The sequence below is a fragment of the Sphingobacterium sp. UBA3549 genome, assembly GCF_002376635.1.
Classification (GTDB): domain Bacteria; phylum Bacteroidota; class Bacteroidia; order Sphingobacteriales; family Sphingobacteriaceae; genus Sphingobacterium.
This window is the reverse complement of record NZ_DFOE01000035.1, coordinates 23,798-36,150: the sequence shown is the minus strand read 5'-3', so window position 1 is coordinate 36,150 and position 12,353 is coordinate 23,798. Positions and strand designations below refer to the sequence as shown.

Genomic DNA, 12,353 nt, shown 5'->3' with positions numbered 1-12,353 from the left:
TTCAATGAAAACATATGAGGGGCTAATGCAGCTAGCGGATAATTATACAACGCGAAGCCTTTTCCTGTAAGCGTACCGATATCATAAAGTAAAGGGGACTTTGAATTTAGCCCCCCTTTACTTTATGATATACATGCCGTCAGCATCGGCTGGCGATCGATTGAGTTATTTAAAGAGCTTAAAAATATCATTTCCGAATATAAAGACCATTAAAGCCAAAAGAATAAAGAAACCAACCATCTGCGCTTTTTCCAGGAATTTCTCGCTCAATGGCTTACCTTGTATCATTTCAATCAATAAGAATAATACGTGCCCACCATCCAGCGCTGGAATAGGCAATAGGTTCATAAATGCCAATGCCATCGATAACATACCTACCAAAGACCAAAAACGGATCCAATCTACCTCCGTACCAAACAAAGTTGCGATACCAATGGGACCCGATAAGGCTTTATCAGCACGCACTTCACCTTTGAAAATTTTGCCAAATCCTTTGGCATTATCGGTAATCACTGTAAAAGCCTTCTTTGCACCAATTGGGAATGCCTCTGTCAAAGTATATTGTGTTGTAAAAGACTTGATGGAATAATCACGGTTAATGCCTATTCCCAGCATAGCATCAGCAGGAACATTTCCTTGCAGTGAAACTTCCTCTCCATTACGCAGTACTTTAATAGCAACAGTTTTATTTATATTCGCTTTTATTTGTGTCTTAAATTGGTCAAAGAAGGGAACCTGCGTACCATTTACAGCGATAATGCTGTCGCCTTTCACAAACCCCATTTTACTAGCCACCGATCCTGGAGCAACTTCAGCAACACTTGTTGTTCTAACACGTGGTTCAATAAACTTCTCTCCTTTTTTGTCAGAAAGTGTATTTAATAAATCGGCTGGAACTTTGACATCTTCAGTCACACCACCACGTTCGACGGCGAGTGTAACTCCGCCCATCAAGACTTTGGAACTGATCAGTTCCGAGTAGTTCTCTACGCGGTGACCATCAATTGCGACCACCTTATCACCGGCTTTCAAACCAATAGATTCACCAATAGAGCCCGGCACAATACCGTTTACAAGCTGGTTCATTTTGATATCCGTATTGCCCATTTTAAAAGTCAGCATCCAAAAAACAACAACACCGACCACAATATTGACAATAATACCGCCCAACATAACAATCAAACGTTGCCAAGCTGGTTTTGATCGAAATTCCCAAGGCTGTGGTTCACCCTTCAATTGCTCTGTATCCATCGACTCATCGATCATCCCAGCAATTTTGACATAACCGCCTAATGGTAACCAGCCAATACCATATTCACATCCTTTATAATTGAATTTAAACAATTTCACTCCCCAAGCATCAAAGAACAAATAAAACTTTTCTACCTTGATACCAAATGCACGCGCTGCTAAAAAATGTCCTAACTCATGTAGAACAATTAAAATTGACAAGCCTAGAATCACTTGTCCGACCATAATTAAAACACCCATGTATGCTTTTTAAATTTAATCTTTGATTATTTCCTTTGTTATTAATCTTGCTACACGATCGGTTTCCAGATAATCATCCAACGTCGGTGTAGCAATAAATTGTACTTGATCCAATGTCTGTTCAATAACATCACTCATCTCCAGAAAACCAACTCGATCTTTCAAGAACGCATCTACAACGACTTCATTGGCGGCATTCAATACGCAGCTTCTATTGCCACCGGCCCGCAAACTTTCATAAGCAAGAGCCAGATTTCTGAAGGTTTCCATATCTGCTTTTTCGAAACTGAGCGTTGGATAGTCCATGAAATTAAAACGCTCAAAATTATTTTCGAAACGTCCTGGATATGTCAACGCATATTGGATCGGCAATTTCATATCAGGTACCCCCATTTGAGCTTTCATAGAACCGTCTTGAAACTGAACCAGGGAATGCACAATGGATTGAGGATGTACAATGACATCAACTTGATCTATCGACAGATTGAAAAGCCATTTTGCTTCAATGACTTCTAAGCCTTTATTCATCAAAGAAGCGGAATCAATCGTGATTTTGGCTCCCATAGACCAATTGGGATGCTTCAATGCTTGAGCCTTGGTAACACATTGAAGCTCTGCTCTACTTTTACCTCTAAAAGGCCCGCCAGAAGCGGTAATGTAGATTTTCTCTATCGGATTATGCTCCTCTCCGGTCAAACACTGAAAAATTGCCGAATGCTCTGAATCCACAGGCAGCATTCGAACGCCATATTCATGCACCAAAGCCATAATCAGCTCGCCAGCGACAACCAGTGTTTCCTTGTTAGCCAAAGCGATATCCTTTTTGGATTGAATCGCTTTCACAGTAGGCTTTAATCCGGCAGACCCAACAATCGCATTCAAGACAACATCAACATCTTCATATTGAACCACTTCAACCAACCCCAATTCACCTAAAAGAACAGCGATATTATGCCCTTTTAGGGCGTCCTGAACATAACTATATTGAAGGGAATCCGTTACAACAACTGCTTTGGGCTTAAACTCCAAAGCCTGCTGAATTAACAATGATGCGTTGCTACCACATGTCAAAACGACTGCTTCAAATTGATTAGGAAAGGCTCTTATAACATCCAAGGCTTGTGTGCCTATACTTCCCGTTGCCCCTAAAATGGCAATTCCTTTTTTACTCAAAACCTTTGCTATTAATTAAAATATATTTTTTAAAATCTTTGGATCCTCTCCACCATGATAATCTGCCATCATTGAACGATAAGCTACCGAAACGACAATGCAAGCTAAAGGTACAACCAAAAAAGAACTCACGAGGTTCAAAATAATAAAAATTATGTAATATTCTAAAAAATTAAAATACATCTGTAGCAACTGAAAGAAAGCAAACACAGCCAAAATCAACAACAGTTTAAACACGTTACCCTTTGTCAGTGCAAAACTAAAACGCAAAGATTTGAAAGTACCCGCGTGTTTATCAATAATGAAGAATGGATAAAATGCCACTCTTATAATCAGGAGAAAGGTCAATATGGCTGCCACAAAAACGACAAACATCGTAAAATTGCTCATCAGCTCCACACGATTTTCACCGTTTTCAAACAAATAAAGAAAGGGTAAAGAAACTGCCCCCAATAGCAGTAAGAGCATTATTGAAAGCACCATGATACTGAGCATAGCTCCGAAAAAGTAAACGAGTTCCTTTGAACTTGGGATACATTGAATCAGTTTCTTATCATGATTTCCATCTATCAGACTCAAAATATACTTAAACAAAGTCATATTCAATCCGAAATACATTACCATGAAAAAAAACGCCATAAAACCACTCAACACTACATTGAAATCACTAATCGATGTTGCAAGATAATTGGAGAGTCCAGAAGTCACAAATAACAGAAAACAAAGCCCGGCAACCGAAAAATAATGCTTTTTCAGCAACTCCAATGACTTATTAAAAACCTCATTAACGGCAAAAGTACTTTCCTTTAGGAATTGAATCATTTTATCTTTGAATAAACTTCTACAAAGATGCCATATTTTTTAATTTTCAACAATTTACACACACAGAAAAATCACTTTTTTTCTCATATTTAACATAAAGAAGAACCCGATGGAGAATATTTGGCAGCGTGAATAAATGAAAATACTCCGTAAAATAAAAATCCCCTATCGAAGTGACAGGGGAAGCTATATTTTCACCTTAGTTAGGCTTATTTAAACTCTTTTGGAAGCGGCTTTTCCAGTAAATATTGATAGTAAAAACGCGCACGTTCGTTAAAATCATATTTGCTTTTCGATCGGTCAAATCCATGCCGGCTTCCAGGATAAATCATCAATTCGAAAGGAACATTTCGATCAGTCAATTTATCGACGAGCTGGATTGTATTCTGAAGATGTACATTGTCGTCCATATCGCCATGCATAATACGCAACACACCTTTATAATGATTAGCATAAGTCAATACAGATCCGGCCTTATATCCATCCGGGTTGTCCTGCGGTGTATCCATCCATCGTTCTGTGTAATGACTATCATAGAGATCCCATGACGTTACAGGCGCACCTGCAATACCGAAATCAAAAACATCAGCGGCTTTTGTCATCGCTAAACAGGTCATGTATCCACCATAGCTATGGCCTGTGATAAGCACCTTGTTTTTAGCCACCCATGGTTGTGATTTCAACCATTTAACGATGGTTGAATAATCAATAATCTCCCAATGACCAAGATTACGGTGCATATAGGCAACACCTTTTTTGCCAAAATGCCCCGAAGCACGGTGATCTGCGGAGACTTGAATAACTCCTTCATTAGCCCAATACTGGTTGTTTGTCCCTTTCCAGGTATCTTTTACTGTCCCAGCATCCGGTCCACCGTAGATACTGAAAACAACCGGATAAACTTTCGATTGATCAAAATCTGTCGGATAAGTTATTGTCAGGGGAAGATTGAACAATCCGTCATCCGATTTAATATGTAAATATTCGGTTTTACCGTACGTATAGGAAGCAAAATCTGCTGCTTTGCTATCCGTCAATTGCCTAACGACCTTACCCCGATTATCCAACAGTGCAAATCTATCTGGTGTACTTACATTAGAATATTTAGTAATAAAATACTGGCCATTGGGCGATACATTAACATCGTGTGAGTACTCACCAAAAGTCAGACGTTTGAGATTTTTACCCGAATAATCCACACGGTAAAGATCAAACCGCGCTGAGTTTTCTTTACGTGCAGTAAAATAGATCACCTTGTTTTTTTCATCGATCCGCTTCAATTCGGTCACCTGCCATTCACCAGAGGTAATGGGATTTACCAAAGTACCGTCCAATTTATAGAGGTAATAGTGGGCCCAACCTGACTTGTCCGATTTTAAGATATAATATTTATTATCAGCAAGATAAGTTATACGCTCATCGTGATCCAAATTGATCCATGAAGACTGACGCTCATCATAGATTTCTTTTTTTAAACCAGAGTTCGGATCGACCTGATAAAACTTTAAATTGTTCTGATCCCGGTTCATCCACTGTACCATTAGATTTTTACTATCAAAGGCCCAATAAGGCTGACCGAAATACTGATCGTCTTTTTCGTTAAAATCAGCCCATGTAACTTTGCCCCCAGCAAGATGAACTATACCGACTTTGACTTCTGGATTCGGGTCACCCGCTTTAGGGTATCTTGTTTCCTCGAGATAACCATGCTGACCTTTCGACGAATAAATAGGAAACATCGGAACCTTTGTATCATCGAACCGCATAAATGCTATCTTACGACTATCTGGAGACCACCAAAAAGCTTTGTACTTTGTCGGACGCCCAAGAATCTCCTCGTAATACACCCAAGATGACCAACCATTGTAAATGACGTCAGTACCATCATGTGTATATTGCATCTCTTCTCCGGACACCACATCCACGCTGTATAAATTACTTTTGCGCGTGAAAGCCACATATTTACCATCTGGTGACAACGTGGGGTTTTGTTCGGCAATGTCAGGCGAATTGGTAAGCTTCTTTACGGCTCCATCACTGCTTTTTAGGAAGATATCGTTGTTATCGATGTAGACAACCGTTCCTTCTTTAGCAGGAATTGTATAAATACTTCTGTTGCCTGATTTAACGTCGACCTGATACAAACGACCATCGTTTACATCATTCTCCAGGTAAGCTGTTCCGTCTGCCCAGCCAGGATACTGATTGGTGCGGACCGTCAAAGATTGCTTTTGCCCCCAGGACTGCGCAAAATCCAATTTCTTCTGCGCAACACCAGTCTCGTGCACAAAAAAAACGATAGACGCACCTAAGAGTACTCTTGATACCGTATTCATTACTTTTTGGATATGTTTATTATTATTTGGGCTAAGATAAAGAATTGTGACAAATAACGATGATTTTGCCTGTAACAAGCTTAATTCACATGCTGTTTATTCTTTAGCTTATCAAAAGTCGAACAATAGTGCGGATTATTGACTAAGGATGATGGTCAAAAAGGTTTAGCTGTATACCTTCCTTTGGAAAATCAGTTTCTTCTACAAAGTTGGATATTGACACCCCCAACAGACGCACCTTGTTTAGCAGCTCAACCTTGTTTAACAGACGATGCGCTGTGGCGTAAATTTTGTCTTCGGAGTCGAAACTACTTTCTATGGTTGTGCTACGTGTCAGCTGCACAAAATCCGCATACTTAACTTTCAAGGTTAACGTTCGTCCAGAAACTTCCTTTTTCCCAATACGTAACCACAACTGTTTACAGAGTCGATGCAAAATGCTGTTTAATTCTTCAAATGCTTCTACATCCACCTCAAAAGTATCCTCAATACCAATCGATTTACTGCTGCGATTAGGAACAACTGGACGGTCATCGATACCTCTGACAATACGGTAAAAAAAATGACCTGTCTTTCCAAACCAACGGACCAGATCATCTTCACGCTGTTTTTTTAAATCGAGCCCCGTAAACAGCCCCAGTTCGTGCATTTTCTTTGCAGTGACTTTCCCTACGCCAAAAAATTTATCTACGGGCAATGACTCCATAAACTTGACAATTTTAGAAGGACCAATAAATGTCAAACCATTGGGTTTATCCATATCTGAAGCAATTTTCGCTACAAATTTATTGACAGACACACCAGCGGACACCGTTAAGTTCAGTTCGTCCTTTATAGCTCCTTTAATCGCCTTTGCAATATCGATTGCCGAACCGATTCCCTGTTTATCCACTGTAACATCTAAATATGCTTCATCCAGGGAAAGTGGTTCAATTAAGTCCGTATACCGTAGAAAAATCTCCCTGATCTGATACGAAACCTGGCGATAAACATCAAAACGGGGATAAGTGAAGATAATATGAGGGCACAGTTGAAGAGCCTTTCTTGAGCTCATAGCAGATTTGACACCAAATTTTCTTGCTTCATAGCTTGCTGTCGCAACCACCCCTCTCCCATCTGGTGATCCGCCGACAGCGATTGCCTTTCCCCGATATTCGGGGAAGTCGCGCTGATCTACAGATGCATAGAATGCGTCCATATCCAAATGAATAATCTTGCGATATACCCGTGCTGAGTCCATTAGACAAATTTACAAAAATTAGCATAACAGCACACACCAAGGAGAAAATAACTAATAGAATTAGCATCCACCAAAATACCTTTTTCATTGACTTTAAATAAAAACCACTAGCATTTATGCCGTTCATTATTTATCTTTAGATGAAATTACACAATAAGGTATCGAAAGAATACATTTCTAATTGTTTTACAAACTGTTTCAAACCATTTTAATTCAAATACATAATGGAAAATTTACCTGAACAACAAAAGAAGAAATCCGGATTAAAAAAATTTTTGCTCATCCTGATCCTCTTTATCCTCATCGGGGGTGGCTCATATGCCTACTGGAAATATTATTATGTATTCGGTGAGGGTGTCAAGTCGGGCTATCTTAATTATGCTGTAAGGAAGGGTAATATTTTTAAGACATATGAGGGCAAGCTCATCCAAGAAGGATTTGGAAGCATCAAAACTGGAGGAATAGCCAGCAATCAATTTGAATTTTCTATTGAAGACGATTCAGTTTTTCAACAATTGGAGCTAAACAGTGGCAAATATTTCGATCTACGTTACAAAGAATATCATGGAGTGCTTCCTTGGCGCGGAAATACTGTCTATGTTGTTGACAAGATTGTTAATATGAAATAGAAACTTCGCTGGTCATACAGCGAAGTTTTCAAATGAGCGATCGAAATCAGTTGTATGGCGCTGTTATAGAGACGCCAAGATATAAGTTGCTCCACTTTCTTGGCATGGGTGTACCCTGCAGAAGATCTTCGACACTGACAGACTTATGCTTGTGCCAGAAAGACGTCGCGGACGATCATTTTATCATTGAAATAACTTCTCAGAACCGTTCCATCACCGTGGAGTGTCCATACTTCCCGAGGATCAACCATTTTGATATACTGGAGAATGTCGTTCCAGTCCACGTGATCGGAAATATAGAGTTCGATATCATTCTGTGCCTGCAGGCGCTTCCAGCCCGAAGCGAACGCCCGCAATACTTTGGTCGCTCTGAAGTAACTATTAAATGTCATTGGGGGAACCAGATAAACTTTATTTTGTTCGCCCTGTTTCATTTCCTTCCTGTTATAAGGCTCGTAGTTTAATTTCTTCAGTCCATATGCATCATACAGTCTATGGTACGGTAATATTCCACTATGCACAAGTACTTTTCTATCCGGACAGTATCTATTGATCAAATCAGTAACTCGCTGCGCCTTCCCCAGTACATAAGTACCCAATAAGATATTGCTGGCGTGACCATCCAATTTTTTGATTTCCTCGGCCGGGTCAGGATGGATAACAGCTGGATTTGCAAAGGTACTTTCAGTAATCAATACATCAGCATGATGCATTTCGATGGGTTCACAGGTATCATCGGGCTGTAATTTATAATCGCCTGTATACAAATATCGCACGCCCATATATTCCATTAGAATCTGTGCCGACCCGAGGATATGTCCTGCCGGTATTAACGTAATCTCGACGGCACCGAGTTTAAAAGGGCTGTTATATAATTTAACCTGATAGGAGTCTTTGCGATTTTGTTTATAACGGTGGCTCATAAACAAAGTTGTCGCATGGGTAGCATACACATAGTCGTGCCCTGAGCTCGCATGATCGCCATGGGCATGAGATACGACATTATGCATAACTGGATTGCTGGCATCGATAAAAAAATCACCGTAACGGCAGTAATAACCTTCTGGCTTTCTGACAAAGAAGTCAGGCAATATTATAGACATACTATTATTTTAAAAATTTTTGATGTAGATTCCACACTTGTGGCAATAATGGTGTGGTGCCATCATTAACGATGACAAAGTCGGCCAACTTTAACTTTTCTTCGTCAGAGAGTTGCTTATTAATTCGCTCCATGACCTGTCCTTCCGTAACCTTATCGCGCTCCATTACACGTTGAACACGTACGGATAAAGGCGCGGTAACCAGAATAGTATAATCAAGATCCTTATAAGAGCCGCTTTCAAAGAGTAAGGCGGCCTCCTTGAGTGTATAACGGGATTTTTGTTGTTCTGCCCATTCCTTCGCCTCCTGAATAACGATAGGGTGTATAATTCCGTTCACAAGTTCGAGCTTCGTTCTGTCCGAAAATATCCGTTGGGCTAAGAAAGCCCGATCCAACTTCCCGTCCGGATAAGTCTCCGCTCCAAATTCCGCGATTAAGCGTTCTTTAATCCGAATATCGGTATTCATCAGTTTTTTAGCTTCCTCATCCGCGTTATAAACAGGTACTGCCATGGCTTTAAATAGCTTGCAGATAAATGTTTTACCTGATCCAATTCCGCCTGTTATTCCAATCTTCATGAAAATATCGTTATTTACGTACAAAAAAGTCTACATTTTGGGGCACAATGCTTATTATCTGACAATATTCAGGAACTTTGGTCAATAAAATGGGTAAGTACTGTACCTGATTCTTCTCCCAATCTGAAAGGTCTACCACCGCCTCAAAATCGCGCGAAGTATACTTATTGTAATCTTTTACGGACATCAATACCGTGACAACAACTTTACTTGGACTAAGCCTGACCGAACTATACCGTTGTCCATTTTCCACCTTGACAGGTAATTCGATTACTTTCTCGGTCAATTCACCTACTGGCATCAGCACCTCAACAGACGTTGGATAAACATTGATATTCCCTTTTTGGTTTCTCGCAAGATTTGCAACAGTTCGTACATCGGTCTCCACGTCTTTCCCGCGGACGGTATCGGTTTCCCAGTATTCAATTGCCGAAACATCCTCATAAGGCCCGGTGATGGTCACATAAGCTGGTGTAACTTTGGTTTCAGCGATAAAGCCGTATCCACGTTTAAATGCAATATTAGCTAGGGGATTTACAGGCACTTTACGTTGTGTCTGTTTCGAAAAATCAAAAAACAAGGTATCGGGACTGACCGACACGACCCGCTGTTCATGCGGAAATTGCCGATTAATAAATCCCAGCTGATTAGAAAAAACGATCCAATCTTTGGTTTTTAATGAGCTTAGGTCGACCTGAACTTTAGGTGTTTCCAAAGCAGCTTTTGAAAATAAAAATTGCCATCCCGTCATTTCCAACTTAACTTTTACAGTATCAGACTGCTGCGGGTGGAACGCCCGCTTCTCGGGCAGATTAACGTATTCAATCGCCGCCTTGACGGATACAGTATATTGGTTGGAGATCGAAAATAATAGCCAAGCTAACAACGAAATTCCAACACAACGTATGAAGATATTTATCTTACGCCGTTGGATCTTATTTATTCGAACTGTATTCGCCATGATACAAACTTAATCAATTTGCATAAAAATCAGCGTTCTAATCTTCACTTCACTTTTAAAAACGACAAAATTTATATCGTATTTTTCTCTTATTCAGCGGGGGCTTTAACAAAAATGGACATTCCGTTGATAAACCAAAATAAAAAAAGCCAGTTTTCTTAGAAAACTGGCCTTCATTTCTCTCTCGAAAAAGCTTATGAAGCGCTCTTCTCTGTGTTGTTAGCAGCTTTAGAAGCATCTAACGCGATTGCTGATTTGTCAAAACGAATTCTAACGCCCGAACCTACATCAACCAAGAATGTAGTATCTGATACTTCTACAATACGGCCGTGAATACCAGCTGTCGTTACTACTTTAGAGTTTACACCAAGTTCTTCAATATATTTTTTGTGATCTTTTTGCTTCTTCATTTGCGGTCTGATCATGAAGAAATAAAATACCACGATAATCAAAACCATTGGTAGAAAACTCATCAAATTGCCACCCGCTGCTTGTAATAATACTGTGTTCATTTGTAATTATATCGTTTAATAATGTGTTATTTTGCTAATACTTCGCCTTTTAGCTGCACGGTTGTCAAACCGTTTGAAGCATTCGATTGAATCGTAATGATCTTCTGTTGTTTGCCAACTTGTCCTTCACTGTTGAAAGTTACATGGATCTCAGATGTTCCCCCCGGCAAAATAGGGCTTTTTGAAAATTCAGGCTGCGTACATCCACATGAAGCTGTCACTTTCGAGATAATAACAGGTGCATCACCTGTATTTTTAAGCACAAAGGTATGTTTTACCTGCGCACCTTCCTTTACCTGACCGAAATCAAATGCAGATTCTTCAAATTCTACTTTCCCCAATTGTGCTGCAGCTTTAGAAAGGCTATCTGCAGCGGCGGTGTCAGTTGCTATCCTCGCTCCTTCTTCTTTTCCCTTGTTTGCATTTCCACAAGAAAAGAAAAACATTGCTAGCAAAGCCAAAACCGAATATTTGCCAAAGTTTTTCATTCGTATAAATTATTTATCAGAATTGATGTTAATCTCTTAAACCACGACCTGCCTTTTGGATTCTTCCCTGCTGGTTCAGATCGTTCAATATTTTATCTAAGATACCATTAATAAATGTATTACTTTTCAATGTACTGAATACCTTAGAAATTTCAATATACTCATTTATTGTTACTTTCACGGGAATTGATGGAAAATTAATCAATTCGCATATCGCCATACGCATCAATAAGGTATCCATCAAAGCAATCCGATCTGACTCCCAATTCTTTGTTTTATCAGAGATAAGCTTTTGATACTCAGTTGTATTGCGAATCGTTTTACCCAATAATGCAATGATATAATCGCTATCGTCATTCCAATTTTGTGTAATTTCTGCAAGTTTATTTCTACGCGGATCTTCCGAACTGAAATTCTTAAATGTCTTCGCAATAAGTGCTTGCAACACTTCTTTATCCACCTGCCAGTTGATGAATTTTTCTTCAAAAACCTGCTCAATAACCGGCGATTTCAAGATGATTTTTTTAAAGATATGTTTGATAATATCTTTTTCCGTACCAATCGAGCGATCTTCTTGTTGTAAGTATTCTAAATAAGCCTCAGAATCCTTTAATTGCAAAAACACGGTACGCACGATCTCCGGATCAAAATTCCATGAAATCTTATACTTTTTGACACCTTCTCCATATTGTGGATTTTGTCTCAATGACTCAATAAAAGTGTTTGTACTTAACTTGGTCGTTAAAGACAAGTCTTTTTCAGTTGGTAAGAATTTATTGGCCCTACCCTCTGCATCTATTAAGACGTAATCTGACACTTCATCTAATAGATTCAGTGTCCACATATACATCTCATAGACCTCATCCACATTTTTTAATAGCGCTTTTTCAAATGTTTTGATGTCTTTGTCTTCCGAAAGACTGTACGCATAAAGCGTTTGCACTACTTTTACCCTCAGGTGTCTCCTGTTTAACATAGTAATTTAAAGAACGATTTTTTTTATAAAATAATAAGTAAG

The 12,353-nt window shown here is 39.4% G+C and carries 12 protein-coding genes; 1 reads left to right on the top strand and 11 read right to left on the bottom strand.

What is annotated here, in order from left to right:
* Positions 1-165: 165 nt before the first annotated feature.
* The 5 genes from rseP to dinB all read right to left on the bottom strand — a co-directional run bounded on the left by rseP (position 166) and on the right by dinB (position 7,062).
* Complete coding sequence (gene rseP, locus B2W36_RS17735) at positions 166-1,491, bottom strand: RIP metalloprotease RseP (RefSeq protein WP_293879339.1); 1,326 nt, start codon at positions 1,489-1,491, stop codon at positions 166-168.
* A gap of 15 nt (positions 1,492-1,506) precedes the next feature.
* On the bottom strand, positions 1,507-2,664 hold the full coding sequence (locus B2W36_RS17730; protein WP_293879341.1) for a 1-deoxy-D-xylulose-5-phosphate reductoisomerase: 1,158 nt from the start codon (positions 2,662-2,664) through the stop codon (positions 1,507-1,509).
* Positions 2,665-2,679: 15 nt separating this feature from the next.
* Positions 2,680-3,486, bottom strand: coding sequence for a beta-carotene 15,15'-monooxygenase (locus B2W36_RS17725; RefSeq protein ID WP_209574502.1), 807 nt, complete (start codon positions 3,484-3,486; stop codon positions 2,680-2,682).
* Positions 3,487-3,695: 209 nt separating this feature from the next.
* A complete protein-coding gene (locus B2W36_RS17720) occupies positions 3,696-5,822 on the bottom strand; it encodes a S9 family peptidase (RefSeq protein WP_293889002.1) in 2,127 nt (708 codons plus the stop codon).
* Positions 5,823-5,964: 142 nt separating this feature from the next.
* Complete coding sequence (gene dinB / locus B2W36_RS17715; RefSeq protein WP_293889000.1) at positions 5,965-7,062, bottom strand: DNA polymerase IV; 1,098 nt, start codon at positions 7,060-7,062, stop codon at positions 5,965-5,967.
* Between the two features lie 224 nt (positions 7,063-7,286).
* On the opposite strand from dinB, the gene B2W36_RS17710 reads away from it, so the two are divergent.
* Entirely contained in the window at positions 7,287-7,691 is a 405-nt protein-coding gene (locus B2W36_RS17710) for a hypothetical protein (protein WP_293888998.1), read from the top strand.
* A gap of 143 nt (positions 7,692-7,834) precedes the next feature.
* On the opposite strand, the gene B2W36_RS17705 is transcribed toward B2W36_RS17710, so the two are convergent.
* The 6 genes from B2W36_RS17705 to nusB all read right to left on the bottom strand — a co-directional run bounded on the left by B2W36_RS17705 (position 7,835) and on the right by nusB (position 12,311).
* Positions 7,835-8,794 (bottom strand): exonuclease, encoded by a 960-nt coding sequence (locus B2W36_RS17705; RefSeq protein WP_293879348.1) that lies wholly within the window; start codon positions 8,792-8,794, stop codon positions 7,835-7,837.
* A 4-nt stretch (positions 8,795-8,798) separates the two neighbouring features.
* Complete coding sequence (gene coaE, locus B2W36_RS17700; protein ID WP_293879350.1) at positions 8,799-9,374, bottom strand: dephospho-CoA kinase; 576 nt, start codon at positions 9,372-9,374, stop codon at positions 8,799-8,801.
* Positions 9,375-9,384: 10 nt separating this feature from the next.
* Positions 9,385-10,335, bottom strand: coding sequence for a CdaR family protein (locus B2W36_RS17695; protein WP_293879352.1), 951 nt, complete (start codon positions 10,333-10,335; stop codon positions 9,385-9,387).
* A 194-nt stretch (positions 10,336-10,529) separates the two neighbouring features.
* Positions 10,530-10,847: a preprotein translocase subunit YajC gene (gene yajC, locus B2W36_RS17690; protein ID WP_209574516.1), complete on the bottom strand. Its 318-nt coding sequence runs from the start codon at positions 10,845-10,847 to the stop codon at positions 10,530-10,532.
* Between the two features lie 26 nt (positions 10,848-10,873).
* Positions 10,874-11,335, bottom strand: a complete 462-nt coding sequence (locus tag B2W36_RS17685; RefSeq protein WP_293879355.1) for a DUF1573 domain-containing protein — start codon at positions 11,333-11,335, stop codon at positions 10,874-10,876.
* 28 nt (positions 11,336-11,363) lie between these two features.
* Positions 11,364-12,311 carry a transcription antitermination factor NusB gene (gene nusB, locus B2W36_RS17680; protein ID WP_293888996.1) on the bottom strand — a complete coding sequence of 316 codons (948 nt, stop codon included), beginning with the start codon at positions 12,309-12,311 and terminating at the stop codon, positions 11,364-11,366.
* Positions 12,312-12,353: the final 42 nt, after the last annotated feature.

Excerpts from the sequence above, each read along its gene's own strand:
- B2W36_RS17720 (WP_293889002.1), bottom strand. The coding sequence starts at position 5,822 with ATGAATACGGTATCAAGAGTACTCTTAGGTGCGTCTATCGTTTTTTTT.
- B2W36_RS17710 (WP_293888998.1), top strand. The coding sequence starts at position 7,287 with ATGGAAAATTTACCTGAACAACAAAAGAAGAAATCCGGATTAAAAAAA.
- dinB (WP_293889000.1), bottom strand. The coding sequence starts at position 7,062 with ATGGACTCAGCACGGGTATATCGCAAGATTATTCATTTGGATATGGAC.
- B2W36_RS17695 (WP_293879352.1), bottom strand. The coding sequence starts at position 10,335 with ATGGCGAATACAGTTCGAATAAATAAGATCCAACGGCGTAAGATAAAT.
- B2W36_RS17725 (WP_209574502.1), bottom strand. The coding sequence starts at position 3,486 with ATGATTCAATTCCTAAAGGAAAGTACTTTTGCCGTTAATGAGGTTTTT.
- B2W36_RS17685 (WP_293879355.1), bottom strand. The coding sequence starts at position 11,335 with ATGAAAAACTTTGGCAAATATTCGGTTTTGGCTTTGCTAGCAATGTTT.
- B2W36_RS17705 (WP_293879348.1), bottom strand. The coding sequence starts at position 8,794 with ATGTCTATAATATTGCCTGACTTCTTTGTCAGAAAGCCAGAAGGTTAT.
- yajC (WP_209574516.1), bottom strand. The coding sequence starts at position 10,847 with ATGAACACAGTATTATTACAAGCAGCGGGTGGCAATTTGATGAGTTTT.
- nusB (WP_293888996.1), bottom strand. The coding sequence starts at position 12,311 with ATGTTAAACAGGAGACACCTGAGGGTAAAAGTAGTGCAAACGCTTTAT.
- coaE (WP_293879350.1), bottom strand. The coding sequence starts at position 9,374 with ATGAAGATTGGAATAACAGGCGGAATTGGATCAGGTAAAACATTTATC.
- rseP (WP_293879339.1), bottom strand. The coding sequence starts at position 1,491 with ATGGGTGTTTTAATTATGGTCGGACAAGTGATTCTAGGCTTGTCAATT.